Consider the following 25,701-nt stretch of genomic DNA (forward strand, 5'->3'; position numbering starts at 1 on the left):
GACCGTGAGCATGATATTTTAGGTGCAAAAGAAAACCAGTTACCGGCAATCGGTGTTTTATATGGTTTTGGGTCACGAGAAGAATTGCTTGATGCTGGTGCAATCGCTTTAGCCGCTGAGACACAAGAACTTCTTTCGTTGATTTCCCATTCCGTATAGAGAAAAAGAGCTGACAAGCACCTTACAAGGCGTTTGTCAGCTCTTTTGTTACACATTCGTTTGCTTCAACTGCGGAGAAGCTTCCAATAAAAGATTGGTATCCAAATAGCCGCTTTCGTTTTTCAAAATCAAGGTTCCTGAAGTTGGGTGAACATCTAGAATTAGATGACCAGTCAAGAACATTTGATCATAGGTTGATGTAAAAAAAGTAAACTGATTGCTTGAGACTAACTCATTGTATGGGTCTAACGGTTCGTCGATCGGTGTGATCAAAAAACGTTCGCCGATCATACAGCATCCAGCTGCTGAAGAAAATTGGTTCGATCCGTCATTACTCGTCAGAATATATAAGTCGTGTCCTTCTGGAAAGCGAGCAGCGGCATTAGGGGTAATATGTAAGTCCATTTTGCATGATCTCCTTTTTGAAACGAGTGAGCAGCAAGCTGTTCGTTTCGATAATTGTTGATAAACCAAGTGTATCACTCCTCTTAGGGATGTGACAGCAACTTGCTTTTCAACAAACCAAGCTTAAAGTTTTAGCAAGAAAAAGGCGATAATACCGATTATCAGCAAGAAAAGCCCTAAGTACAAGAGCACAGTGACTGCAGCATGGAAAAAAGAGCGCATTTCTTTCACCTCGAATCATTGTTCTTCTTATTTTACTGCATAATTGCGGAACCAAGTAAGGACCTTCACAAATCTTAAAGGAAGTTTTAGGTCTCTTAAGAGTAGACCTCGTCCTTTTTTGTAACGCTTCCATTTTTTGTGGTAAAATAAAGAAAAGGAGGCGATTTGGATGTTACGTAATTCTCAAAATGTACTTGTAGCCTTAGATGGGTCGGATCAGTCAGAAAAAGCGTTCCAAGAAGCACTCGCGATTTGCCGTAGGAACAAAGCCAAATTGTATGTCCTCTCTGTTATCAACAATGCTGAGTTATCCACAAGTGCCTATGCTTTTGCGAAAATTTTTGATCAAGAAAAATTACGTGTGGAAACGGATATGTTGAAAAAAATCTATGATGCCAATCAACATGGGGTGGAAGATGTTGAGGTGATCGTTGAAGTCGGTGATCCAAAACGTTTTATCATTCATGCAGCGACTGAATTGTATCCAATTGATTTGATCGTTATCGGTGCAACTGGTAAAGGCACATTGACCCGAGCTGTCGTGGGCTCAACCACCGATTATGTCGTTAATCATTCGAAATGTACGGTGCTGGTCGTGAAGTAAAAATTTAAATTAAACGGAAAAATATGTTATTTTTTAAGTCAGCATAAGGCATATCCTTTCAAAAAAATTCAGTTTAGTTGAAAAATCTGCTCTCTTAGCTTTAGGAGAGCGGGTTTTTTGTTGTAAAAAAGAAGTGCCTAAAATTGAGCTGTGAGTAACGATTGAAAACCCATTTTAATCTTTTTAACAAAGAATAACTATGTAAATTGAACAAGTTTGACCATTAGAAGAGAAAGTTTGTTACACTTTTAATAAGCAAAGGATGTAGGAAAAGTATTGGAGAGAGGGGCTGATAATTTACTGAGTTTCCATGATTCAGCTGGTTGCAAGTGGCTATCATTGGAAAGGAGAATGAAATGAAGCGTGTTGCAGAAAACTATTAGGTTGTTTTTTCGATTCTTTTGCTGAGTATATGGTTAGGCTTGATCCAAGTGAAGGAATATTCGCAAGAAGCAGTCCTGTCGATCATTTACTTTATTAATCTTTATACGCTCTTGTTCAAATTTAAAGATGCAGCGAGAATGGTGAAAGCCGTTGTATCTTTCGTACTATTGGGTTTTACGATCTTATTTCTTTTGTATATCGCAAGTAATTAGAGGCAATACGAATTGTTAACTTTAGAAATTATCGCTATATATTGGGAATTAGATGTACAAAAAAAGACAACGTTCGACAAACGTTGTCCTACCAAAGCCACTTGACGGGCTTGAACCGTCGACCTCATCCTTACCATGGATGCGCTCTACCAACTGAGCTAAAGCGGCGTGTTATTTAACACAAGATATAGAATACCGTAAAGGCGCTACTTTGTCAATGAGATTTTCGGATATTTCTTGAGAAAAACGCTTTGCGGGAAGGGAAGTTTCTAAAAGGGGATTTTCTTGAAAAAAAGGATCAAAAAATTGATTTTTGCTCTTGCTAAATTATCTGACTATTTGGTATAGTACAGATAGATTCTTCCGGCATAGCTCAGTTGGTAGTAGCGCATGACTGTTAATCATGATGTCGTAGGTTCGAGTCCTACTGCCGGAGTATCAAAAACGACCTTCGTTTCTGAAGGTCGTTTTTTTGTTGGAAAGAGTCCGTTCTTTTGTTGGTTGTGGATAGCCTGGGGATAATGGGTTCCCCAGTTTTTTTCCAGAACACTCACTCCGCTGAGGAAATCTTCTGTACTAGTTCCTCGTATAAATCCGTCGTTTCGGCGGCTTTTTTATTTGTGTAAAAAACGATTGGGCCATCGTTAGTAGTGACTTTTAAAATGGGCGTCACCTTTGTGTCGACGAACATTCTGGCAGGCTCACCGGCAACGGTAAACTGACCGATTTGGTAACTGGCGGTTCCTACACCCATGGTACGAACACGAGGCGATGGCAAAGCTTCGATCAATTCCACCGTTTCTATATCTGCCAAAGAGACCGTTGTTTTCCCGGTCATTGGTGCATCAAAGGTGACTTCTTGTCCTTGCACTTCACCGGTGATCGCATCAGGAGCGAAATCTAAGCGGTACATTGGAATGATGGTACCGACCATTAACACAAGTAAGAAGACCGCGGTGATGCCTGCGACGATTTGTCCGCTGCGTTTGCCTAAATTGATGCCGATATTCATCCCAACACGGTCAGGAACGAACAGTCGCGCATCATTAGGATTGATGTAAAAACCATATCGCCAGTAAGCATCTTCGCCATAATAGCGCGGTTGTGCTGCCGGTTCTAAGAGCTGATCTTGTTTTTTACGCAGATCTAGCAACAAGAAGAAGGTAAAGACGATCAAGAAAACCACCAAAACAACAAAGAGCACTAAGAGGATAGTACTGAATGCTCCAGTGGCGGACATGGACGCCAGCGGGACAGTCAATAAGAGCAGTGTAATGGTACAAGTGACAGCGATCAATAAGGACCAATAGCGCTTTGTTAAATCATTGATGTGCTGGTCGATAGCTGAATCACCGCTGATCCCGCGAACGGGTAAGCGGCTGATGATCACCCAGAGATAGAGGAACAGCGCAAAAATTGCTAAGGAGACACCGCCCATCAAGTATCCTGTAGAAAGATCAGGCAACTGCCATGCTTGGTACAAACTGATCATCAACAAAATCCCCGCAGGAACGAGGCTATACCACGGCAGCATCCGCTTATTTTTGGTTTGAACGAGTTTCGTATCGATCCGAATCGGATCGATGGGTAGTTCCCATCCATTGGTAAGGATCAATTGCCGCATTTTTCCGATGTAATGTACTTGCACCAAGTAAGCTGTCCCCAGCAAAGCGGCCATATAAAGCCAGAACAGGGTAAGGATGATGGAGTCAGATAAATTGAACAAAAAAAGGAGACTTGCTACACTAAATGTACCAACGACTTGTAAGATACGCTTGCGAAATTCTGTGATCAAGCTGTGGACGCTAGGATCATCCAGATGCTCAGGGGCAAGGGTATTTTCGAGTAAAACATTTTTGTGGGGTTTACTGATCAAGCGTAAACCAAATGCGGTCGTCCCACAGAGGACGAGGGCAATAATGAAAAAAAGATAAGTCATTTGCATTCATTCCTTTCAGGAAATTGGTCCAGAAGTTGTTGAACATCCGTTAAAAGCGCTTGCTTGCTTTTGCCGTGTAAGAGAGCGGTTGCTAGCTGTAGCTGTAAGTTTTGGCGATACTCCGCTTCTTGTCCGGAAGTAAACGGTGGTGGCGCGGCAACGGCGGTTCCTTTGCGGCGATCTGTGACTAACAAGCCTTCTTCTTTGAGGGAATTGTAGGCTTTTGAGATCGTCATGGTATTGATGCCGATCTCTTCGGCTAATTGACGGACGGATGGCAGCAATTCGCCAGCGGCCAAATCGCCTTTTGCGATACCGACAATGATCTGTTCCCGCAACTGCTGGTAGATGGGTTGGTTGCTTTGGGTTTGAATATCAAATATCATCGAAAACAGCTCCTTTGTATTATATATATTAATACAAACTATACAAAATAGCAACTGGTAATCAAATGAACAAGAATCGTTAGAAAAAAGTAAATAGCTTGTTACAGTTCTGTTTCATGGATCAGGTATCCTTTGACAGATACAACTTAGAGGAGGAACTTTTTATGAGCCAATCGCAAAGAACGGCTTACTTTGATAATGCAAAATTTTTACTGATGAGCTTGGTCGTCTTCAGTCACTTGCTGCAGCCTTTTATCGGCGATCAGAAGTTTTATCATGACCTATATTATTTTATCTTCACTTTCCACATGCCAGCTTTTGTTTTTCTGGCTGGGTACTTTGCCAAACCGTTGACGAAGGGACACAAGCTTCGTGAGTTGATGAAAAAGTTCTTGCTGCCTTATGTCTTCTTTCAGGTGTTTTACACCGTCTATTACTGGTTGATCGGTCTACGGGAGTCGCTAAAAATCCAACTGTTGAATCCGCAATGGGCACTTTGGTTTTTGCTTAGCATGTTCTTTTGGCAGCTCTCGCTGTTGATCTTTCAAAAAATGTCCAAAAAGCAGGCGATCCTGCTGAGTATTGGCTTGAGCATCTTTGCTGGCTACGTGCCGTTTTTAAATCAAGTGTTGACCTTGCAGCGGACCTTTGTCTTTTTGCCGTTTTTCATTATCGGGTTTTATTTTCCCAAAAATGAGATGCGCTTTTTATTGAAACCAAAGATTCGAACCATCAGTTTGCTTTTCCTACCGATCATCTACACCTTTATCGCGTTTTTTCATGGGATGAACAAGTACATGGTTTTTGGTTCCAAGCCTTATGACGATTACTTGAGCTATCCGTTGTTCGGCGGTCCCTTGCGTGCGGTCTTTTTCGTGATCGGGCTGATGGGGATCATCGGTTTTCTGAGCCTCGTGCCCAGAGAGCACCTATTTTTTACGAAGTGGGGCAAAAACACACTGCTGGTCTATCTTTTACAGGGGATCTTCATCAAGGGCTTGCGGGCATTAGCCATCACCGACTTGAATCTGTCGGTATTAGGCTTTGTGACGTTGGTGTTAGCCAGTGTTTTACTGACGATCTTGCTAGCTAGCCGCCCGATCCGCTTCCTGTATGCACGATTTGAACGAGGACTATCCTTTGTTTTACTTGGCTTTTTGCTTTTGATGCTAACCCTTTAAATCCTTGATACGAGCAACCGCTCTTAGAAAGATGATTTTTTCATTTTTCTAGGAGCGGTTGTTATTTGAGAGGCAGAGGCGTAAAATGGAAGGAACGGAAAGTGAAAGGATGAAGAAATATGTCAGAAATTTCAAAAAAGACCACCGCTGCCTTTGCGCAAGCGTATCAAGAAAATAATAAACAAACGGCACTGCAACGGAGTGTTGTGAAAAATGGGATCACCGCTTCTACAGAAAACGTGTCAGCAAAAGTCAACAATGTGCCGGTTTTCTCAGTCGATGTGACAACAGGGAAAGTCTCAAACCAAAAACAATCAGGCCGCTGCTGGATGTTTGCCGCATTGAATACATTCCGTCATAAGATGCTGAATGATTTCAATTTAAAAGAATTTGAATTGTCGCAAAACCATACCTTCTTTTGGGACAAATACGAAAAAGCCAACTATTTCTATGAAAATATTTTAGCAACTGCTAACGAACCTTTAACAAGTCGCAAAGTTGCTTTCTTATTGCAAACACCACAACAAGATGGTGGGCAATGGGACATGATCGTTTCGATTTTCCAAAAATATGGTGTCGTACCAAAAACGGTCATGCCAGAAAGCAGCAACTCTTCCAATTCTCGTGACCTAAACAATTACTTGAACAAAAAACTGCGTAAAGATGCGGTTGCTTTGCGTCAGCTAGTGGCTGAAGGCAAAACAGCTGAAGACATCCAAACAGCCAAAGAAGCGATGTTGGAAGACATTTATCGTTTCTTAGCGACTTCTTTAGGCACACCGCCAGAAACCTTTGATTTTGAATACCGTGATGAAGACAAAAACTATCACATTGATCGCAACTTAACACCACAAAGCTTTTATGAAAAATATGTCGGGGTGGATCTTGACGATTATGCCAGTATCATCAACGCACCAACTGCCGACAAACCTTACAATCAATCGTATACCGTAGAAATGCTAGGCAACGTGGTTGGCGGCAAAGAAGTCAAATACTTGAACGTCGATATGCCGACCTTCAAAAAATTAGCGATTGCTCAATTGGAACAAGGGGAGTCCGTGTGGTTCGGTTGTGATGTCGGTCAATCTTCTACCAGAGATACTGGGATCATGGCATTAGATGCGTATGATATTAACGACCTATTTGATATCGACTTTACGATGACCAAAGCAGAACGCTTAGATTTTGGCGAAAGCTTAATGACCCACGCGATGGTCTTGACTGGCGTTGACTTGATCGACGGCGAATCAACCAAATGGAAAGTCGAAAACAGCTGGGGGGAAAAAGTCGGAACGAATGGCTTCTTCGTCATGAGCGATGCATGGATGGATGAATACACCTATCAAATCGTGGTTCGAAAAGAATTCCTGACAGCAGAACAATTGGCTGCCTTTGAAGCAGAACCAACGGTCTTAGCACCTTGGGATCCAATGGGCGCTTTGGCGTAAGTCAGCAATTTCTAATGGCCAACTGAATATTTACTGAAAATTTTCAAAAAGACGAAATAAAAAAATAACGAACCAGTTGCCGCAATCTAACTGTTAGGAAAGCAGAAATCCTAGCAGCATGGGGGTGTGGCAATGGTTCTTTTTTTATTTACTGACAAAAAAGCGGTACCATCCCAGAAAACTGGGAACTTATTTATTGTAAGATGAAGCAAACTTCTTTAAAATGGAATAGTCACTAATGATGCCACACGTCTCATTAGAGTGAACTGTTGAAGAATGGTCACTGGGAACCTTTACTTCCTCTGACAGACTTTGTCATGTTTATTGAACAAAAGGAGGATTCAAATGACAAATCTGTTAACTATTATTGTTGTTCTACTTTTTGCTGCCCTTATTTATGGGTTCTACTTATTGCAAAAGCGTCACCTGAAGTTTTCAACGCGGGTCTTTGCGGCGTTGTTCGTCGGGATCGTTTTTGGTGGTGTGCTACAGCTGATTTTTGGGACAGGCTCTGATGTTGTCACGCAAGCTCTTGACTGGATCACGATGGTCGGTAGCGGCTATGTGGCCCTCTTGCAAATGCTGATCATGCCCTTGATCTTCGTTTCGATCGTTGGCGCTTTCACTAAGATGAAAGAAAGCGAAAAAATCAAGAAGATCAGTTTTACGGTTCTTGCGACTTTGCTAGGGACAACGGCGATCGCTGCCTTGATCGGGATCGTGATGGTCATGGTCTTTGGTCTTGACGGTGCCAGCTTTACCGAAGGGGCAACGGAAACAGCGCGGATCGCAGAATTAGCGGAACGTTCGACACAAGTCCAAGATCTATCGATCCCACAACAAATCGTTTCTTTCATCCCAAGTAATGTCTTCGCCGACTTTGCTGGTACTCGTTCGACAAGTACGATCGGGGTCGTGATTTTCTCAGCCTTTGTTGGGATCGCCTTTCTTGGTGTCAAACGCAAATCACCGAAAGAAGCGGAAACTTTTGCGAATTTGATGGACAGCTTATATAAAATCGTGATGCGTATCGTCACGTTAGTTTTGCGCCTGACACCTTATGGCGTTTTGGCATTGATGACAAACGTATTAGCTTCAAGTGATTTTGAAGCCATCTTGAACTTAGGAAAATTTATCATCGCTTCTTATGCCGCTTTGATTTTGGTCTTACTCGTTCATTCATTATTGCTGATCGCTGTTCGGGTCAATCCAGTAACGTATTTCAAAAAGGCCTTTCCAGTCTTGAGCTTCGCCTTTACTTCTCGTTCAAGTGCGGGTGCCTTGCCATTGAACATCGAAACCCAAACCAAAGCGTTAGGTGTTGATGAAGCCACGGCTAACTTTGCAGGCAGCTTTGGGTTATCGATTGGTCAAAACGGCTGTGCGGGTGTTTATCCAGCGATGTTGGCAACGATCGTTGCACCAACGGTTGGGATCAATGTCTTTGATTGGCAGTTTATCCTGCTGCTAGTTGCAGTAGTTACGATCAGCTCATTCGGCGTTGCTGGTGTCGGCGGTGGCGCAACCTTTGCTTCATTGATCGTCTTAGGCTCAATGAACTTGCCGATCGCCATCGTAGGCTTAGTTATTTCTGTTGAACCATTGATCGATATGGCACGGACACTCGTTAATGTCAGCGACAGTATGGTTGCGGGAATGGTGACCAGCAGCCGTATCAACGAACTGGATCGTTCGATCTTAGATGATTCTGCCGCCGTGATCGAAGCCGAATAGAAACATTTTTTAACAAGCGAAAGCAAAGAAAGACTGCGTGTGGTCTTTCTTTTTTTTGTCCGTTAAAGCTCAGCTCATAGAAAAATCTAGGTTTCAGTGCCCTTAATAGCGAAGTTTCTGCTATACTTTTAACTAGAACATCGCGGGAGGGATAAGCAATGACACAATTGATTCAACTAGAACGAGCAGCAAACGTCAGAGAACTTGGCGGCTATCAAACGATAAACGGCACGACGATCAAACGAAAAAAATTGATCCGCAGTGCGGCGATCAATGAATTGACTGCTTCAGATCAAGCAGTACTGGCAAACTATGGGGTCAATCAGGTCATTGATTTTCGCTCCATCGCTGAAGCCAATGCACAGCCTGATCGACCGATCGCCACAGCAAAGCAGCTTTTTTTACCTATTTTCAAAGAAGACGAAACGATGGTTTCCTTGTCGCCAGAAAGCTTGAAGCAGCGCTTGGAAGATGGGGAAGATGCCGAAGAGCAGATGAAAAAAGTCTACCGTCACTTTGTTGAAAGCGACTATGCCCGCCAACAATATCGGCAGTTCTTTGATCATGTGATCGACAATGCGGAAGGCGAAGGAGCAACCTTGTTCCACTGTACCGCCGGCAAAGATCGCACAGGCTTTGGCGCCTTTTTATTGCTGCATGTGTTGGCGGTGGCACCAGCGACGATCAAAGAAGATTATTTAGCGACCAATCGCTATCTAGCCCCAATGCTAAAAGAAAAATTTGCCCCAATGACCCAGCATTTGCCGCAAGAGCTGTTAACGGCGATTACGGTTTTGATGAGTGCCAAAGAGAGTTTTCTTGAGGAAAGTTTGGCTGCGATCGATCAGCATTTCGGTTCGGTCGATCAGTATCTCCTGCAAGGACTAGGTGTGACGAAAGAAGAGCAAGCGTATTTGACTGCCCAACTGACTGAGTAAAGAAAGGGAGATCCGTATGGAGGAAGCATTGTTCGCAGCAATCGGGATGACCGGCTCGCTGACGCCCATCAGTGGTGGGGATGTCAATCAAACGTATCGGTTCACTACAGGAGAAAATCGCTATTTTTTAAAGACCCATCCTCATGTTTCATCGATGTTCTTTCAAGCAGAAATCAACGGCTTAGCTGAATTAGCCCCTTTCGTGCGGGTGCCAAAAATCGAACGCCTCGGTCAGACCGAAGAGGGGGCATTTTTATTGATGGAATGGATCGATAGTGGGGAAGGACAGCAGCGGCGCTTAGGCCAATGCTTGGCTCGGCTTCATCAGCAGACGCAGGAGTCTTTTGGTTTTTACGAAGACAATTACATCGGCTTTTTGCCGCAAGTCAATCCGAAAACCACCGATTGGCTTGATTTTTACACAGTCTGCCGTTTGGATGTGCAAGTCGAATTAGCGAAGCTGGGTAATCACTGGCATGCCAAACGGGAAGCCGCTTATCTGCGTTTGAAAGAATTTTTGCATGAGAATTGGCGTGATCGCAGCGTCACACCTGCTTTATTACACGGTGATTTTTGGCGGGGGAATGTGCTGTTCGATCAACAAGGAGAACCAGTGTTTCTTGATCCAGCAGTCGCTTATGGGGATCGAGAAATGGATATTGCGATGTCCCAGCTCTTCGGCGGTTTTCGTCAGGAATTTTTGGAAGGCTATCAAGAAGTCTATCCATTAGATGAGAATTGGAAAGAGCGACTGCCAGTGTATCAATTGTATTATTTATTGGTCCATTTGAATCAATTTGGCGAAAGTTATGGACCAACTGTCGATGAAATATTGAGTCGTTTTTAGGAGGCAATTAGAACTATGGCAGCAAAGTATCAAACCACGCATGAAGTGGCGTATTATGAATGTGATGTCAACCAAACGATGACGTTTCCAGCCATGCTAGGCATCGCCATCAAGACATCAGAAGAACAAAGTGCGGCGTTAAACCGCGGACCGGAAGTCATCGCTAGTTATGGCTTGACCTGGATCATTACCAGCTATCACATAACGGTAACTCGTTTGCCGCGCGTAGGGGAGCAGATCCAAGTGGCGACCCAGGCGAGAGAATACAATAAGTTTTTCTGCTACCGTTACTTTTGGTTATTGGCAGAAGACGGAACGGAATTGGTCAAAATCGAAGCGGTTTTTGCGTTGATGGACCCGGAGACGCGCAAAGTCAGCAGTGTTCCGGATGAGATCGTGGTACCTTTTGGCAGTGAAAAAATTAAGCGAATCAAACGCTATCCGAAGATCACCCCTATCACGCAAGGACAATTTTTGCCGTATCGGGTGCGTTTCTACGATATCGATAGCAATCAGCATGTCAACAACGCCATGTATTTCAATTGGCTGATGGACGTCTTAGGCTATGAGTTTTTAACAAAACATGAAGTGACACAAGTGACGATCCGCTTTGATCGGGAAGTTGCTTACGGCCATTTGATCGAAAGCCATTTTCAAATCAATGAAAAGACAGTCGATGAAGCCGGCGAGGCTGTGCCGCTGCAAACGATCCACGAGATCAAGATCGGTGAGGATACTTACTGCGAAGCCATCTTTACTTGGCGAGAAAAATAAAACAACCCTTTTGCCTCCGTTAACGGAATGGCAAAAGGGTTTTTGTTTGGTCAATTCTCCATGAAATCAGGAAGCTCATCCATGGTCAACCCACGGTTTTTCGCTATCAACAATTTGATGCGGGCTTTTTGGCTATTGATGCTATTGCAGAAAATCACCCCAAGAGCTTGCAATTCGATCCCGCCGCCTAAGTAGTCATAGACCGGCTCGGCAACTCCGTTGAAGCAGCGAGAAACTAAGACGACCGGAATGTTTCTAGCGATCAGTTTTTTCAAAGGCTCAATGGTTTGAGGCGGCAGATTGCCAGCGCCTAAAGCTTCGATCACTAGTCCATCGATCAGCGAGTCGGCTAAAGCATCGAACAATTCCCCGGTCATCCCAGCATAGGCTTTGACGATCGGAAACAAACCATCGACACGATCAACATCCAAATGGCGGTTATTTAACAGCTCTTGCATAAACAAGATTCGGTGCTTTGTGACTAAGCCGATCGGACCTAATGTCGGGGTGCGGAACGTCGCAATATTGGTGGTGTGGGTTTTCGTAACATAACGTGCGGAATGGATCTCATCGTTCATGACGACTAAGACACCTTTTCCTATGGCATCGGGGGACTTGGCGACCCGAATCGCACTTTCAAAGTTATAAAGCCCGTCACTGCCGATTTCATTACTTGAGCGCATGGCACCAGTCACCACGATCGGTAACTGACCGCCGATCGTGGTATCTAAAAAGAAGGCCGTTTCTTCCAGCGTATCGGTTCCGTGAGTGATCACGACCCCATCGACACCGCTTAAATGCGCCAGCTGGATACGTTCTTTCAGTTGCAGCATTTCTTTTGGCGTCATATGAGGACTAGGAATATTAAAAATGTCTTCGACGATCAATTCAACATCGTCATCAATGTGGATCGGTGCATCCATCAGCGGATTGCTGACATCGGGGCTGACGCCGCCTGTCAGGGTATCTTCTTTCATGGCGATGGTGCCGCCAGTGTGCAACACGAGAATTCGTTTCATTTTTTCATCACCTGCAATGATTTATTTACTCTTAACTCAAAACTATTGTATACTATTAAAATAAGAAAACAAGGAGCGATGGGAAAAAATGATTCGAATTGGTTGTACCACATTTAGTGAACATGGCAGTCTCGTGCAAAGAAAAAACTCGAAATTATTTGAGTATGCCCGTTATTTTCCGTTAGTTGAGCTGGATACCACCTATCATTTTTTGCCAAAAGAAAAAGACGTGCGCAATTGGTTGACCCAGATTCCCGAAAATTTCCGCTTTGTGTTGAAAGTCCATCAAAGTGTGACCACCCAAGGGGATTTGCCAGATCAGTTGACCATGACCGAAGCGCTGCAGCTTTATAAAGAAGCGATCGCGCCAATGGTAGAAGCGGGCAAACTGTTTTGCCTATTGGCGCAATTTCCCAACAGCTTTAAATGTACGAAAGAAAATGTCGCCTATTTAGATCAAGTGCGAGAATGGTTTGCGGGTTACCCAGTGGCGATTGAGCTGAGAGACAGCAGCTGGTATCAGCCGAAACTGTATCCGGGAATGATCGATTATATGAAGCGAAAACAGTTTTCCTTAGTAGTCGTTGATCAGCCGAAAAAGCTATCGACCACGATTCCCCTTGATCCAACCGTGACCAATCCTGCGTTTGTCCTGTGCCGTTTTCATGGACGCAACGACAGCGGCTGGACAGCGACGGGGCCAGATGCCAAAAATCTGCGGACCTTGTATCGCTATGACCAAGCCGAACTAACGGAGTTAAAACACGCAGTCCAAGCCATCGAAGCCAATGCCAAAGAAGTCGCAGTGGTCTTCAATAATAATGCCGGTCGTGATGCCGCTGACAATGCTCGCGCATTGATCGATGCGCTGCAGATCGATTACGAAGCATTAAATCCTAATCAGTTGAAATTATTTTGAGGAGTCATATGATAAAAGCAATCTTTTTTGATATTGATGGCACGCTGATTGCCAGCAACGGCAAGGCGCTTGCCAGTACCCGTGAAGCCATCAAACAAGCCCAAGCCAATGGCGTCCTCTGCGGCATTGCCACCGGACGTGGTCCGGTTGATTTAGAGAAGGTGATCGATTACTTGTCGTTAGACATGTTTATCACCTATAACGGCCAATATGTCTACACGAAGGAAACCTTGATTTATGCTAAACCTTTTCCAAAACAAACGCTGGAAGCGATCGTAGAATACGCAGATGAAAATTACCGCCAAGTCATGTTTGGCGGAGAAACCCAAGTGGCTGGCAGCTTAACGATCCGCTTAAGCCAATCACCCGTCATGCAGCGCTACTTGCGCTATGTACCGAAAAAATTTCCCGTCGGTTTTTTAAAGAAAGTCTTGCAGCGCTTCAGTCCCAATCGCAACGCCAAACGTTATGAATCATTGGACATTTTACGAGAGCCAATCTATCAGTGCATTATGCTGAGCCCTGAATCAGAGCGCGAAAAATTACGCTCCAAGCTGCCGCAATGTGATTTTAAGCGATCCAATGCCTATTCTGTTGATATCGTGCCGAAAAACGGTTCGAAAATCAAAGGGATCAAAGAATTTTTGGCCTATGAAGGAATCGCGATGGAAGAAGCGATGGCCTTTGGGGATCATTTTAATGATGTGGAAATGTTAGAAGGCGTGGGGATCGGGGTTGCGATGGGCAATGCCCAGCCCATCACCAAAGCCAGTGCTGACTTTGTGACGGACACCAACGATCATGACGGCATCAAGAAAGCCTTGATCCATTTTGGGATCATTGCCGAGGATGCCCAAGCAAGGGATTGAATTAAAAAAAATAAACAAGGTGTAGCCAATCCATGAAGCAACGTAGGAGACAGCGCAGAACCATGAAACAGAACCATTAGAAAAAGCAGAAAGAAGCGAGAGAAATGAGTCCATTTGAAATGACGGAAGAGTTTCATAAAACCTTTGATCCAACACGACCGCCATATCCACAAGCTTTTTCAGCGGAAAAAGCCCAGTTTCGTGCTGGTTTTAAAATTGAAGAATTAGTTGAGTTCCTTTATGCTGCCAGCAACAATGACGAAGAGACCTTTCAAGCAGGGTTGACCCATTTGCATCAAGCGATTGATCAAGCCCAAGCCAAGCTGGCTGCCAAACAACAGCCTGTCAGTGATTCCCTAGTAGAACAAGTCGATGCGCTCTGTGATCTGCTGTATTTTACCTATGGCTCTTTTTCACTGGTAGGGGTCGATCCAGCGCCGATCCTGGCTATCGTTCATGACGCCAACATGGGGAAACTTTTTCCAGATGGGCAGCCCCATTATGATCCTGAGACCCACAAAGTCATGAAGCCTAGCGATTGGGAAGAACGGTTTGCTCCTGAACCGCGAATCAAGGCAGAAATCAAACGCCAATTGGCACAAAAACAAGCGCAAGCCCAAGAATCGTCAGAATAATAAAGAAACGTGCCAGTTGCCCGTTCCGATTGCTTATCAGCAAAAGGAGTGGTGCAACTGGCACGTTTGGTTTAATCAAAGAAAGTGTAGTAAAGGGTTCTGACAGCGGCTTTTTCTTGTTCTTTGTGGATGCCGAACATGATGCTGACCTCAGAGGACCCTTGGTTGATCATCTCTAAGTTGATATTTTTCCGCGCAAGGGCAGCGGTACTGTCGGCAGTGATCCCGACCCGCTGACGCATCCCTTCACCAACGACGACGACCATGGATAGATCGTGGGTCATTCGCAGTTCATCGGGATCGATCTCGTAGGCGATCTTGCGCAGCAGTTCTTCTTCCAATACTGGATTCAACTGGTTGGAGCGCATAATGATCGAGATATCATCGATTCCTGAAGGCATGTGTTCATAATTTAAATCAAATTCCCGGAAAATCTCTAAGACCCGTAACGTGAACCCAACTTCGCGGTTCATCAAGTATTTGCGGATATAGATCATACAAAAGCCTTCGTCACTGGCAACGCCGATCACCGGCTGATCCAAATTGTCTCTTTGGTTGGTGATCAAGGTGCCGGGATGACTTGGGTTATTGGTGTTTTTGATCACCACGGGAATTTTCGCATGGTATGAAGGCATCAACGCCTCATCGTGCAACACAGTAAAACCGGCATAAGACAGCTCCCGCATTTCTCGGTAAGTCACTTCTTTGATGGACTCTGGATGATGAACGTAGCCTGGATGAGCAGAAAAAATCCCATCGACATCGGTAAAGTTTTCGTACAATTCTACTTGCAGACCAGCCGCCACGATGGCACCAGAAATATCAGATCCCCCTCGAGAGAAGGTACAGATTTCGCCGGCTTCTGTGTAACCAAAGAAGCCAGGAATCACTAAGATTTCAGGACTATCGCGCCATTGTGCGATCTTAGCGTACGATTTGTTCAAGATACGGGCGTTTTGGGGTTCATCCGTCACCAGCAACCCAAGTTCTTGTGGATTCATGTAGCGAGCAGCTAATCCACGGCTTTGCAAAATATCTGCGATCAATTTGGCATTGTTGTCTTCGCCGCTTGCCAAAACCGTATCATAAAGATGCGGATTGTCTTGGATAGGCAGCGTTTGAAAAGCCGCCAATGATTGCCAGATACGGTCTAAATGGACTTGGTCGATACCAAAAGGGGCGGCGATCGCTGTATAGCGGGCATAGATTTCTTCTATTAAATCAGTAATTTCTTCTTGGGCACACAGACGGGTACAGACTGCTAGTAAAAGATCGGTGACTTTCTGATCGTCGCTGGAACGCTTACCAGGCGCTGAGACAACAACAAACCGTCTTTTAGGATCACTTTCAATTATCGCAACAACTTTTTCGACTTGTTCGGCTGAGGCAAGGGAACTGCCTCCAAATTTCGCTACTTTCATTTGACATTACTCCTGTTCAAGCTTTTTACTAGAGTACAGTTTCAATAGGGAGAAATCAAGCGGTTTCTTGAAAAAAATCGGAAAAATCAGAAAAAAAGTCACTTGTTGATGTAAATTTCACGATTTGTTTTCATTATCGATGGAAAAGCCGTGAATGATTTTATTCAATGCGAAAAAAGTCGATCTTTTTTGCCTCAATCTAATGCTTGATTTTTTTCTTTATGCTATAATCTAGCGTAGATGCTTTTTTATAAAGGGACTGTCTGTCCTTTTTATACTCAATGAACTTATCAATCAATCTGCTGATCAGCAGATTTTAGACGAAACATGTATATTTGAAAATTGGAGGAACCACAAAATGGGAACTAATATCATCTTTGGAATTGTCATTGCCATCATCATCATCGCAGCGGTCTTGTATGCAATTGGCTTTTTCATGCGGAAGAAAAACCAAGAAAAGCTAAATGACTTGGAAAAACGCAAAGAAAATCTGTTTGACTTACCGGTGATCGAAGAAGTCGATGAAGTAAAAAGAATGCACTTGGTTGGTCAAAGTCAAAACACCTTCCGTGAGTGGAACCAACAATGGACAGATATCTCCACAAAATCTTTTGCTGAACTTGAGAGTCAAATCTTTGAAGTGGAAGAACTAAACGAACGCATCCGCTTTTTCAAAGCAAAAGGGGCGATTGTTCAAGCGGAAGCGACCATGGATGAGATGGAACGCCAAGTAGAAGAGATTCGCGCCGGCTTGAAAGAATTACGAGAAAGTGAAGAACGAAATTCACTGGAAGTCCAAAAAGCGTTGGACGTTTACGAAGACTTGAAGAAGAAGCTACGGGATCAAGGCGAAGAATTCGGTCCTGCTTACAATGAGCTGCAAAAACAAATCAAAAACATTGAAATTGAGTTCACCCAATTTGTTACCTTAAATACTTCAGGCGATCCTGTGGAAGCACGGGAAGTGTTAGACCAAGCAGAAAAACACACCTATGAAGTAGAAGACTTAATGAAACGGATCCCAGCGGCCTACGAAGAATTAAACCGTACCTTCCCAGATCAGTTGAAAGAAATCCAAGATGGCTACAAAAAATTATTAGAACAAAAATATGTGTTCCCAGAAGCAAACTTCCAAGAAGAAATCAACCGTGTGAAAAAACGAGTTGAAAACTCCATGAATGATCTAGCGAAAACAGAAGTCGCTTCCGTTGAAGTGGCAAGTCGTGATACTGCAAGTGATATCGATGCCTTGTATACGGTGATGGAACGTGAAATCAATGCCAAGAAATATGTCATGAAAAACCGCCAAATCATTGAAGACTATATTGACCACGCAACGAAGAACAACCGTCAATTGTTGATCGAGTTGGATCATACGGCACAAAGCTACACATTGAATCATAATGAATTAGGTCGCGTTCGTGGTTTCCAAACGGAAGTCGACGAATTGGCTCGTCGCAACAACGAGTACCTACCACAATTAGAAAAGCACGAAATTCCTTATTCAGAAGTGCAAAGCTTCTACAAAGATGCCTACAAGATTTTGGATGATGTGGAAAGCCAGCAAGTCGAAATCGATGATTCCCTTGCGGAATTACGTCGTGGCGAAAAAGTTGCGCAAGAAAAAGTGGAAAGCTTCGAATTCCGTCTACGCAACTTGAAGCGGTTTGTTGAGAAGCAACGCTTACCTGGTTTGCCAGGCGAGTATTTAGAATTCTTCTTCGTGGCAACAGATCGGGTGGAAGAATTAGGCAAAGAATTGAACAAGATTCGCATCAACATGCAAGAAATCAATAAATTGGTTTCTGTCTGTGAAGAAGATCTTGATCTTTTAGATGAACAAACGAAAGACTTAGTGGATGCTGCGGCATTGACTGAGCAAATGATGCAATATGCCAACCGCTATCGTCATTCTCATCCAGATATCAAGGCAGCGATCGACAAATCACTTTACTTGTTCAGTAAAGAATATCGCTATCAAGATGCGCTAGATGAAATCGGCACAGCGTTGGAACGAGTAGAACCAGGTGCCTTCAAACGGATCGAAAACTTCTACTTCAATAACCGCGACTTAGTATAATACGAAAGCCAGCAGTGAAAAACTGACTGGCTTTTTTCATGGAAAGAATGGCTCGCTGCATGAGTACCGCTTACGAAGGAAGGAAAAGTTTCCTTTAAATAAAGCCAAAGCCAGCGAGTCACCTTGAAACTCAGCCCAAGAGCAGTTATAATGGGAAAGAATTTTTTTAGAGAAAGGGTCCTATCATTGATCTATTTTGACAACAGTGCAACAACCGCTATTTATCCACAAGCTTTAAATACATATGTCCAAGTCAGCCAGCGAATCATCGGCAATCCCTCAAGCCTGCATGATTTGGGAAATCAAGCCAATCGCCTGCTACAGCAATCCCGTCAGCAGATCGCCGATCTGTTAAACGTTTCTTCCAAAGAGATCGCATTTACCAGTGGAGGGACCGAAGGAGACAACTGGGTCATCAAAGGGACTGCTTTAGCAAAAAAAGCCTATGGAAATCACCTGATTATTTCCAGTATTGAACACCCAGCCGTCAGTGAAACAGCCGCTCAATTAGCCGAGTTAGGGTTTGAGGTCAGTGTGGCACCTGTCGATGCTCAAGGCTTTGTCAACGTGTCAGAATTAGCAAACATGATTCGCAAAGAAACGATTTTGGTTTCGGTTATGGCGGTCAATAATGAGGTGGGATCGATCCAACCGATCCATGAGATCGCAGCCGTGCTAGCGGACTACCCAACGATCCATTTCCATGTGGATGCTGTCCAAGCCATCACAAAGGTGCCGCAAGAGCAATGGTTCAATGAGCGGGTCGATTTTGCCGTGTTCTCTGCGCATAAATTTCATGGACCTCGTGGTGCCGGCTTTATCTATTGGAAACAAGGCCGTAAGCTGGCGCCATTGATGACCGGCGGTGGGCAAGAGCAAAATCAGCGCAGCGGCACCGAAAATGTACCAGCAATCGTTGCCATGGCAAAAGCCCTGCGTTTAGCGACGGAACACAAGGCTGAAAAGCCGAACCATGTTCAATTATTAAAAGGCTATTTGCAAGAAGCACTGGCTGGCTATGAGAAAGTCACGCTTTTTTCTGGCACTGAAGGGTTTGCGCCACATATACTTTGTTTCTCATTAAAAGGGATCAGAGGAGAAGTCTTAGTCCATGCCTTTGAAGAAAAGCAGATCTATCTTTCGACGACGAGCGCTTGTTCCTCCCGTAAAAAGATGGCCAGCAGTACGCTTCATGCGATGCACGTTCCGGAACAATTAGCGACATCCGCTGTTCGTATCAGTTTAGATGAGAGCAATACGATGGCAGAAGTCGAGCAGTTTCTAATCGTCTTCCACCAGTTGTACCAAAAATTTTCGAAAATCAATTAAGCACGACATAGCACTATAAAATCAATCCAAATCAAAGGAGTTTTCTCGTGAATTATTCAGAAATCATGGTTCGTTACGGCGAACTGTCAACAAAGGGCAAAAATCGTCGTAGTTTTATTATGCAATTAGCTTCAAACGTCAAACGTACCTTAGCCGATTATCCCCATGTCAAAGTTCATGCCGAGCGAGATCGCATGCACTTGCTATTGAACGGTGAAAACAGCCAAGAGATCATTCCTAAGCTGCAAAAAGTCTTTGGGATTCAAAACTTTTCCCCTAGTATTCGGGTTGAAAAAGACATTGAGGTATTAAAGAAAGCCGTTCAAGACGTTATGGCAGAGATCTACACCGGTGTTAAGACCTTCAAAATCACAGCTAAGCGCAGCGATCACTCGTTTGTGCAAGATAGCAACCAGTTGAATTTGACCTTAGGTAATGCGGTGATCGACCGTTTTCCTGATATCAAAGTCCAAATGAAAAAACCAGACATCAATCTGCGGGTGGAAATACGGATCGATGGCGCCTATCTGTCCTATGAAACGATCCAAGGAGCAGCCGGCTTACCCGTTGGCACCAGCGGTAAGGGAATGTTGATGCTTTCTGGTGGTATCGATTCGCCAGTTGCAGGCTACTTTGCCATGAAACGCGGTGTTGAGATCGAAGCAGTCCATTTTGCAAGTCCTCCTTATACGAGTGAACAAGCATTACAAAAAGCCAAAGATCTAACGAAGAAGCTTGCTCCTTATGTGGGAAGCATCCAATTTATCGAAGTTCCGTTTACGGAAATCCAAGAAGAAATCAAAAACCGTGTGCCGCAAGGCTATTGGATGACCATCACCCGTCGGATGATGCTGCGTTTGACAGATGCGATTCGTGAGGCTCGTCATGGCTTGATTATCTTAAATGGTGAATCATTAGGACAAGTCGCTTCACAAACTTTGCATAGCATGGTCGCCATCAATGAAGTAACCAATACGCCAATCGTGCGCCCAGTGGCAACGATGGACAAATTGGAGATCATTGAAGTTGCCGAAGCCATTGATACTTTTGAATTGTCGGTTCAACCATTTGAGGATTGCTGCACAATCTTTGCCCCCCCTCAACCAAAGACACGCCCAAGACTGGATAAAGTACATCAATATGAAGAGCGTCTCGATATCGAAGGGATGATGGAACGTGCGATGGCTGGGTTGAAACTAGAAGTAATCACGGCAAATCAAGAAAAAATAGCAACCGAATTCGCTGAATTCTTATAATAAAGTTTCTTTTTTAAACTACGACCACAACTGTTAGGGAACATTTGTGGTCGTTTTTCATCGAGTGAGAGAGTTTGTGAATATTTTCTTGCTATTGAAAATGGAACATGCTACACTCAATATGTGAATCATTTAACAAGGAGGGTGGACAGGATGGAAGCACTAAGAGATAAAAAACTTCCGAAAGCAACGGCAAAACGTTTGCCAGCTTATTTACGACATTTAAAATTACTGGATGCCTCTGGTGTTCAGCGAATCAAATCAAAAGAGTTTGCAGAAATCACGCAAGTTCCTTCAGCCACGATCCGCCGAGATTTTTCTCATTTAGGAGAATTAGGCAGAAGTGGGTATGGCTATGATGTTCCTTATTTGATTGAGGTTTTGAGCTATATTTTAGAAACCAATGAGGAGAAAAAAATTGCCTTGATTGGTTATGGAAATTTAGGAAAAGCGTTAGCTAACAACAATTTTCGCAGAAATGAAAATCTTTCCGTAATCGCGGTTTTTGACAATGATCCAGAAATAATTGGCCAGACCATTAGTGGACGTTATGTCTATGGAATGGACCAATTGGCGGAAGTCGTAGCAGAAAAAGGAATCACCGTAGCGATTTCGACCGTTCCTAGCCGTTATTCACAAATGGCGATCGATGCGATCGTAGATGCTGGGATCACAGCAATTTTAAATTTTGCCCCTGATCCCGTCATCGTGCCAAAAGACGTCAATATCCAATACATTGATTTGACGACAGAATTGCAAACATTGATTTTTTTTGATACGACCTACTCGCAAAAATCGAAAGTCTGAGCAAATCCTTTTCGTTTTTTGACAATCTTTCTTATACTGGGAGAAAATGCTATAGGAGAGATGATATGCAAGTTACACGCAAAGAAACGGTTTATGAGATGCCCGGCAACCAACCAAAAGTAGGGGATAAAGCAGCTGATTTTCGCTTGAAAAGTTTAGAGGACAAGGAATATACACTGACTGATTTTTTAGGAAAACCAACGATCATCAGCGTGGTTCCCGATATCGTGACACGTGTCTGTGCGTTGCAGACCAAGCGTTTCAACCAAGAAGCAAGTCAATTGGATGATATAAATTTTGTAACGATCTCTAACAATACAAAAGAAGAACAAGCACAATGGTGCGGCCAAGAAGGCGTCGACATGATCATGCTTCATGATCCGGCGAATACCTTCGGTGAGGCCTATCAAATCATGATCCCAGACTTCGGTCATTTTGCCCGAGCAATTTTCGTTTTAGACCGTGAAGGCGTGATTCAACATGTTGAGATCGTGCCTGAGATCTCCCACGAACCGGATTATCAAGCAGCCATTGATGCGGCGAAAGCAAACCTCTGATTGACTTTCAAAAAAGTTCATTGTAGAATGTAGCAAGATGAAACAAGAATCTATGATAGCAAGACAATGTTCAAGAGGAGTATCAGTGACCCTGGCGGTCAGAGAGAAGTCGGTCGGTGCAAGACTTCCCCAGACACTGAAAAGGTAGCTTGAAGGTCTTTGATCCGAACCACGGTTTGTTTCTTGCAGACAAAGCCGCACAGTAAGATCAAGCGCGTCGTGAACGTTACCTCACGTCAAAGTGGCAGAGCAATCTGCAATTTAGGTGGTACCGCGTATCAGCGCCCTAATGCCTCGGCATTAGGGCGCTTTTTGCTGTGAATCACTGCGACTGGTCCACAAAGTGGGACAGAGCAGATGATGAACAGTACTAGGCGACCAAAGGGAGCGTAGTAACCATACTGGGAATCACTGCGACTGGCCCACAAAGAGGGACAGAGCAGATGATGAACAGTACTAGGCGACCAAAGGGAGCGTAGTAACCATACTAGGAATCACTATGACTGGCGCACAAAGAGGGACAGAGCAGATGATGAACAGTACTAGGCGACCAAAGGGAGCGTAGTAACTATACTAGGAATCACTATGATTGGCCCACAAAGAGGGACAGAGCAGATGATGAACAGTACGCGAAGTCACCAAAATTGGTTCACGAAGCGAGCCATGACCTCTGTAAGAAACGTACTTTTTACGAACAACAAACGAGGCGTCAACAAACAACGGATAATCATCTCTACCACTGCACTCATCCTGAACGATTCGAACATTTTCGTGCTTTACCCAGCAACAGGCACCAAAAAACCACACCAACCATTACGTTTAAAAAACGTAACTTTAGGAGGACCAACTATGACAGAAACTGAGAATCTATCCACCAAGTACAATCCCCAAGAAGTAGAAGCCGGGCGTTACCAAGATTGGTTAGAGCATGACCGTTTTAAACCAAGCGGCAATAAAGAAGCAAAACCTTATTCTATCGTGATTCCACCACCAAACGTAACAGGAAAATTGCACTTAGGTCATGCCTGGGATACCACGTTACAAGACATCATCATTCGTCAAAAACGGATGCAAGGGTATGACACCTTATGGCTGCCAGGAATGGACCATGCCGGGATCGCTACCCAAGCCAAAGTAGAAGAAAAGCTGCGGGAACAAGGAATTTCTCGCTATGACCTTGGTCGGGAAAAATTTGTTGAACAAGTATGGGATTGGAAAGAAGAATATGCCGGTCACATTCGGGAACAATGGGCGAAACTAGGCTTATCCCTAGACTATAGCCGTGAACGGTTCACATTAGATGATGGATTATCCGAAGCGGTTCGTAAAGTTTTCGTGACGCTATATGAAAAAGGCTTGATCTATCGTGGCGAGTACATCATCAACTGGGATCCGCAAGCCCGCACGGCATTATCTGATATTGAAGTGATCCACAAAGACATCGAAGGTGCTTTTTACCACATGTCTTACGAATTAGCGGATGGCAGCGGCGTGGTGGAGATCGCAACGACTCGCCCAGAAACGATGTTGGGGGATACAGCAGTCGCGGTTCATCCAGAAGATGAACGCTATCAAGCATTGATTGGTAAGAAAGTGATCTTGCCTTTGGTCAATAAAGAGATCCCAATCATCGCTGATGAGTACGTGGACCAAGAATTTGGAACAGGGGTCGTAAAAATCACTCCTGCCCATGACCCGAATGACTTCGAGGTCGGTAACCGCCATGACCTACCACGGGTCAATGTCATGAATGATGACGGAACAATGAATGACTTAGCAGGTACCTATGCAGGCATGGATCGTTTTGCTGCTCGCAAGCAAATCGTGAAAGATTTAGAAGCGTTAGGTCGTCTGATCAAAATCGAAAAAATGGTCCATAGCGTAGGTCACTCAGAACGGACAGGCGTAGTAGTCGAACCTCGTTTATCGACACAATGGTTCGTAAAAATGGAACCATTAGCAAAACAAGCCATCGACAACCAAGAAACCGACGATGCGGTGGACTTTTATCCGCCACGTTTCAACCAAACATTCTTACGTTGGATGGAAAATGTCCATGACTGGGTTATCTCTCGTCAGTTGTGGTGGGGCCATCAAATCCCAGCTTGGTACCACAAAGAAACGGGGGAAATGTATGTAGGACTTGAAGCGCCAGCAGATGCCGAAAATTGGCAGCAAGATCCAGACGTATTGGATACATGGTTTAGTTCTGCTTTATGGCCGTTTTCAACGATGGGGTGGCCAGATGAAAACAATGAAGATTTCCAACGCTACTTCCCAACGAATACATTAGTAACTGGTTACGACATCATTTTCTTCTGGGTAAGCCGTATGATTTTCCAAAGCTTGGAATTTACTGGCAAACGACCATTTGAAAATGTCTTGATCCACGGATTGATCCGTGATGAACAAGGTCGCAAAATGAGTAAGTCTCTTGGAAACGGGATTGATCCGATGGAAGTCATTGAACAATACGGTGCTGATGCATTGCGTTGGTTCTTATCAAATGGCTCTGCACCGGGACAAGACGTGCGTTTCAGCTATGAGAAAATGGATGCTGCTTGGAACTTCATCAATAAAATTTGGAATGCTTCCCGTTTTGTCTTAATGAATGTCAGCGAAATGACTGCAGAAGACATTGATTTTTCTGGTGAAAAATCAGTGGCGGATCGTTGGATCTTGACGCGCTTGAATGAAACGATTGAAAAAGTCACTGACCTTTTTGAACGCTTCGAATTTGGTGAAGCAGGTCGTCAATTATACAACTTTATCTGGGATGATTTCTGTGACTGGTACATTGAAATGTCGAAAGAAACGTTATACGGTGACAATGAAGCAGCGAAACAAGTTAATAAGAGCATCTTAGTCCATGTTCTTGATCAAATTTTACGCTTGTTGCACCCAATCATGCCATTTGTTACAGAAGAAATCTGGAGCAAGCTGCCGCATACAGGGGAATCATTAGTCGTTGCTGAGTATCCACAAGTGGCTCCAGAATGGACGGATGAAAAAGCGGCGCAAGGGATGGAAGTGTTGAAAGAATTGATTCGTTCGGTTCGAAACATCCGAGCAGAAGTAAATACACCACTTTCGAAACCAATCACTTTGCTGATCCAAGCAAATGAGCCTGAGATCGAAGAATTCTTGATCGCTAACAAAAACTATATCGAACGCTTCTGTAATCCAGAAGAACTAGAAATCTCTAACAGCTTGCAAGCCCCTGAATTGGCGATGTCTGCCATCCTATCAGGTGCGACGATCTACTTGCCACTAGCTGGGTTGATCAACATTGAAGAAGAAATCGCGCGTTTGGAGAAAGAACTAGCGAAGTTCACCCAAGAAGTTCAACGGGTACAAGGCAAACTGGCGAATGAACGCTTCGTTGCCAATGCACCAGAGGAAGTCGTGGCACAAGAACGCAGCAAAGAAGCCGATTATCTTGAAAAACAAAAAGCCGTTCAAGAACGGATCGAACAATTACGCACAATCCAATAGGATGAGCACATCATACGCAAACAAGCATCTTTCGGAGATGCTTGTTTTTGCTTATTCAATAGAAACAGGGCGAACAATTTT

The 25,701-nt window shown here is 44.1% G+C and carries 22 protein-coding genes, 2 tRNA genes and 1 other annotated feature (1 of these 25 running past the window's edge); of the genes, 18 read left to right on the plus strand and 6 right to left on the minus strand.

Annotation, left to right across the window (positions count from 1 at the left end; genetic code table 11):
- Positions 1 to 159, plus strand: partial view of an HAD hydrolase-like protein gene (locus IGJ74_RS03265; protein ID WP_034872409.1) — the 3' portion only. The gene continues 492 nt to the left of window position 1, outside the view; only the last 159 of its 651 coding nucleotides appear in the window; the start codon falls outside the window, past its left edge; its stop codon occupies positions 157 to 159.
- A 48-nt stretch (positions 160 to 207) separates the two neighbouring features.
- Here the strand turns inward: IGJ74_RS03265 and IGJ74_RS03270 are convergent, their stop codons facing one another.
- Complete coding sequence (locus IGJ74_RS03270) at positions 208 to 564, minus strand: iron-sulfur cluster biosynthesis family protein (protein WP_008376995.1); 357 nt, start codon at positions 562 to 564, stop codon at positions 208 to 210.
- A 391-nt stretch (positions 565 to 955) separates the two neighbouring features.
- Between IGJ74_RS03270 and IGJ74_RS03275 the strand changes: the two genes are divergently transcribed.
- Complete coding sequence (locus tag IGJ74_RS03275; RefSeq protein ID WP_005237544.1) at positions 956 to 1,390, plus strand: universal stress protein; 435 nt, start codon at positions 956 to 958, stop codon at positions 1,388 to 1,390.
- Positions 1,391 to 2,081: 691 nt separating this feature from the next.
- On the opposite strand, the gene IGJ74_RS03280 is transcribed toward IGJ74_RS03275, so the two are convergent.
- Positions 2,082 to 2,154, minus strand: a tRNA-Thr gene (locus IGJ74_RS03280).
- 194 nt (positions 2,155 to 2,348) lie between these two features.
- Between IGJ74_RS03280 and IGJ74_RS03285 the strand changes: the two genes are divergently transcribed.
- Positions 2,349 to 2,422, plus strand: a tRNA-Asn gene (locus IGJ74_RS03285).
- A gap of 114 nt (positions 2,423 to 2,536) precedes the next feature.
- On the opposite strand, the gene IGJ74_RS03290 is transcribed toward IGJ74_RS03285, so the two are convergent.
- Both IGJ74_RS03290 and IGJ74_RS03295 read right to left on the minus strand, forming a co-directional pair.
- Complete coding sequence (locus tag IGJ74_RS03290; protein ID WP_008377002.1) at positions 2,537 to 3,925, minus strand: hypothetical protein; 1,389 nt, start codon at positions 3,923 to 3,925, stop codon at positions 2,537 to 2,539.
- Positions 3,922 to 4,311: a GntR family transcriptional regulator gene (locus IGJ74_RS03295; RefSeq protein ID WP_005237540.1), complete on the minus strand. Its 390-nt coding sequence runs from the start codon at positions 4,309 to 4,311 to the stop codon at positions 3,922 to 3,924. Before IGJ74_RS03295 ends, IGJ74_RS03290 begins: the two co-directional genes overlap by 4 nt.
- Positions 4,312 to 4,475: 164 nt before the next feature.
- Here IGJ74_RS03295 and IGJ74_RS03300 point away from each other — a divergent pair, with 164 nt between their 5' ends.
- The 6 genes from IGJ74_RS03300 to IGJ74_RS03325 all read left to right on the plus strand — a co-directional run bounded on the left by IGJ74_RS03300 (position 4,476) and on the right by IGJ74_RS03325 (position 11,233).
- Complete coding sequence (locus IGJ74_RS03300) at positions 4,476 to 5,492, plus strand: acyltransferase family protein (protein WP_087665111.1); 1,017 nt, start codon at positions 4,476 to 4,478, stop codon at positions 5,490 to 5,492.
- 119 nt (positions 5,493 to 5,611) lie between these two features.
- Entirely contained in the window at positions 5,612 to 6,940 is a 1,329-nt protein-coding gene (locus IGJ74_RS03305) for a C1 family peptidase (protein ID WP_430608682.1), read from the plus strand.
- A 345-nt stretch (positions 6,941 to 7,285) separates the two neighbouring features.
- On the plus strand, positions 7,286 to 8,674 hold the full coding sequence (locus IGJ74_RS03310; RefSeq protein WP_008377011.1) for an L-cystine transporter: 1,389 nt from the start codon (positions 7,286 to 7,288) through the stop codon (positions 8,672 to 8,674).
- Between the two features lie 158 nt (positions 8,675 to 8,832).
- Positions 8,833 to 9,612, plus strand: coding sequence for a tyrosine-protein phosphatase (locus IGJ74_RS03315; RefSeq protein ID WP_016611700.1), 780 nt, complete (start codon positions 8,833 to 8,835; stop codon positions 9,610 to 9,612).
- A 16-nt stretch (positions 9,613 to 9,628) separates the two neighbouring features.
- Positions 9,629 to 10,459: a fructosamine kinase family protein gene (locus IGJ74_RS03320; RefSeq protein WP_087665112.1), complete on the plus strand. Its 831-nt coding sequence runs from the start codon at positions 9,629 to 9,631 to the stop codon at positions 10,457 to 10,459.
- 15 nt (positions 10,460 to 10,474) lie between these two features.
- Positions 10,475 to 11,233, plus strand: a complete 759-nt coding sequence (locus tag IGJ74_RS03325) for an acyl-ACP thioesterase domain-containing protein (RefSeq protein ID WP_005237534.1) — start codon at positions 10,475 to 10,477, stop codon at positions 11,231 to 11,233.
- Positions 11,234 to 11,283: 50 nt separating this feature from the next.
- Here the strand turns inward: IGJ74_RS03325 and IGJ74_RS03330 are convergent, their stop codons facing one another.
- Positions 11,284 to 12,252 carry an asparaginase gene (locus IGJ74_RS03330; protein WP_005237533.1) on the minus strand — a complete coding sequence of 323 codons (969 nt, stop codon included), beginning with the start codon at positions 12,250 to 12,252 and terminating at the stop codon, positions 11,284 to 11,286.
- Between the two features lie 88 nt (positions 12,253 to 12,340).
- Here IGJ74_RS03330 and IGJ74_RS03335 point away from each other — a divergent pair, with 88 nt between their 5' ends.
- From IGJ74_RS03335 to IGJ74_RS03345, 3 genes are all read left to right on the plus strand, one after another.
- Positions 12,341 to 13,171, plus strand: a complete 831-nt coding sequence (locus IGJ74_RS03335; protein WP_016610430.1) for a DUF72 domain-containing protein — start codon at positions 12,341 to 12,343, stop codon at positions 13,169 to 13,171.
- A gap of 8 nt (positions 13,172 to 13,179) precedes the next feature.
- Positions 13,180 to 14,040 carry a Cof-type HAD-IIB family hydrolase gene (locus IGJ74_RS03340; RefSeq protein ID WP_016611697.1) on the plus strand — a complete coding sequence of 287 codons (861 nt, stop codon included), beginning with the start codon at positions 13,180 to 13,182 and terminating at the stop codon, positions 14,038 to 14,040.
- 104 nt (positions 14,041 to 14,144) lie between these two features.
- Entirely contained in the window at positions 14,145 to 14,675 is a 531-nt protein-coding gene (locus IGJ74_RS03345; RefSeq protein ID WP_005237530.1) for a haloacid dehalogenase, read from the plus strand.
- A gap of 71 nt (positions 14,676 to 14,746) precedes the next feature.
- Here the strand turns inward: IGJ74_RS03345 and IGJ74_RS03350 are convergent, their stop codons facing one another.
- On the minus strand, positions 14,747 to 16,096 hold the full coding sequence (locus tag IGJ74_RS03350) for an aspartate kinase (protein WP_430608683.1): 1,350 nt from the start codon (positions 16,094 to 16,096) through the stop codon (positions 14,747 to 14,749).
- Between the two features lie 358 nt (positions 16,097 to 16,454).
- Between IGJ74_RS03350 and ezrA the strand changes: the two genes are divergently transcribed.
- The 6 genes from ezrA (at position 16,455) to IGJ74_RS03380 (ending at position 25,620) form a co-directional block, all read left to right on the plus strand.
- Complete coding sequence (gene ezrA / locus IGJ74_RS03355) at positions 16,455 to 18,176, plus strand: septation ring formation regulator EzrA (RefSeq protein WP_016611694.1); 1,722 nt, start codon at positions 16,455 to 16,457, stop codon at positions 18,174 to 18,176.
- 186 nt (positions 18,177 to 18,362) lie between these two features.
- On the plus strand, positions 18,363 to 19,505 hold the full coding sequence (locus IGJ74_RS03360; protein ID WP_304414156.1) for a cysteine desulfurase family protein: 1,143 nt from the start codon (positions 18,363 to 18,365) through the stop codon (positions 19,503 to 19,505).
- Positions 19,506 to 19,552: 47 nt separating this feature from the next.
- Entirely contained in the window at positions 19,553 to 20,761 is a 1,209-nt protein-coding gene (gene thiI, locus IGJ74_RS03365; RefSeq protein ID WP_430608684.1) for a tRNA uracil 4-sulfurtransferase ThiI, read from the plus strand.
- Between the two features lie 153 nt (positions 20,762 to 20,914).
- Positions 20,915 to 21,568: a redox-sensing transcriptional repressor Rex gene (locus tag IGJ74_RS03370; RefSeq protein WP_016620881.1), complete on the plus strand. Its 654-nt coding sequence runs from the start codon at positions 20,915 to 20,917 to the stop codon at positions 21,566 to 21,568.
- 65 nt (positions 21,569 to 21,633) lie between these two features.
- On the plus strand, positions 21,634 to 22,125 hold the full coding sequence (gene tpx / locus IGJ74_RS03375) for a thiol peroxidase (protein WP_008377033.1): 492 nt from the start codon (positions 21,634 to 21,636) through the stop codon (positions 22,123 to 22,125).
- Positions 22,126 to 22,182: 57 nt separating this feature from the next.
- Positions 22,183 to 22,417 (plus strand) — a binding site (T-box leader).
- A 557-nt stretch (positions 22,418 to 22,974) separates the two neighbouring features.
- Positions 22,975 to 25,620, plus strand: coding sequence for a valine--tRNA ligase (locus IGJ74_RS03380; RefSeq protein WP_061053800.1), 2,646 nt, complete (start codon positions 22,975 to 22,977; stop codon positions 25,618 to 25,620).
- Positions 25,621 to 25,701: the final 81 nt, after the last annotated feature.

Source organism: Enterococcus sp. AZ009, assembly GCF_050548785.1.
GTDB classification, from domain to species: Bacteria; Bacillota; Bacilli; order Lactobacillales; family Enterococcaceae; genus Enterococcus_D; species Enterococcus_D entomosocium.

Bases quoted from the DNA above. Each gene is read 5' to 3' on its own strand.
- IGJ74_RS03345 (WP_005237530.1), top strand. From the start codon at position 14,145: ATGAGTCCATTTGAAATGACGGAAGAGTTTCATAAAACCTTTGATCCA.
- tpx (WP_008377033.1), top strand. From the start codon at position 21,634: ATGCAAGTTACACGCAAAGAAACGGTTTATGAGATGCCCGGCAACCAA.
- IGJ74_RS03330 (WP_005237533.1), bottom strand. From the start codon at position 12,252: ATGAAACGAATTCTCGTGTTGCACACTGGCGGCACCATCGCCATGAAA.
- IGJ74_RS03350 (WP_430608683.1), bottom strand. From the start codon at position 16,096: ATGAAAGTAGCGAAATTTGGAGGCAGTTCCCTTGCCTCAGCCGAACAA.
- IGJ74_RS03295 (WP_005237540.1), bottom strand. From the start codon at position 4,311: ATGATATTTGATATTCAAACCCAAAGCAACCAACCCATCTACCAGCAG.
- IGJ74_RS03325 (WP_005237534.1), top strand. From the start codon at position 10,475: ATGGCAGCAAAGTATCAAACCACGCATGAAGTGGCGTATTATGAATGT.
- IGJ74_RS03320 (WP_087665112.1), top strand. From the start codon at position 9,629: ATGGAGGAAGCATTGTTCGCAGCAATCGGGATGACCGGCTCGCTGACG.
- IGJ74_RS03335 (WP_016610430.1), top strand. From the start codon at position 12,341: ATGATTCGAATTGGTTGTACCACATTTAGTGAACATGGCAGTCTCGTG.
- IGJ74_RS03270 (WP_008376995.1), bottom strand. From the start codon at position 564: ATGGACTTACATATTACCCCTAATGCCGCTGCTCGCTTTCCAGAAGGA.
- IGJ74_RS03315 (WP_016611700.1), top strand. From the start codon at position 8,833: ATGACACAATTGATTCAACTAGAACGAGCAGCAAACGTCAGAGAACTT.
- IGJ74_RS03340 (WP_016611697.1), top strand. From the start codon at position 13,180: ATGATAAAAGCAATCTTTTTTGATATTGATGGCACGCTGATTGCCAGC.
- ezrA (WP_016611694.1), top strand. From the start codon at position 16,455: ATGGGAACTAATATCATCTTTGGAATTGTCATTGCCATCATCATCATC.
- IGJ74_RS03300 (WP_087665111.1), top strand. From the start codon at position 4,476: ATGAGCCAATCGCAAAGAACGGCTTACTTTGATAATGCAAAATTTTTA.
- IGJ74_RS03305 (WP_430608682.1), top strand. From the start codon at position 5,612: ATGTCAGAAATTTCAAAAAAGACCACCGCTGCCTTTGCGCAAGCGTAT.
- IGJ74_RS03370 (WP_016620881.1), top strand. From the start codon at position 20,915: ATGGAAGCACTAAGAGATAAAAAACTTCCGAAAGCAACGGCAAAACGT.
- IGJ74_RS03290 (WP_008377002.1), bottom strand. From the start codon at position 3,925: ATGACTTATCTTTTTTTCATTATTGCCCTCGTCCTCTGTGGGACGACC.
- IGJ74_RS03275 (WP_005237544.1), top strand. From the start codon at position 956: ATGTTACGTAATTCTCAAAATGTACTTGTAGCCTTAGATGGGTCGGAT.
- IGJ74_RS03380 (WP_061053800.1), top strand. From the start codon at position 22,975: ATGACAGAAACTGAGAATCTATCCACCAAGTACAATCCCCAAGAAGTA.
- IGJ74_RS03310 (WP_008377011.1), top strand. From the start codon at position 7,286: ATGACAAATCTGTTAACTATTATTGTTGTTCTACTTTTTGCTGCCCTT.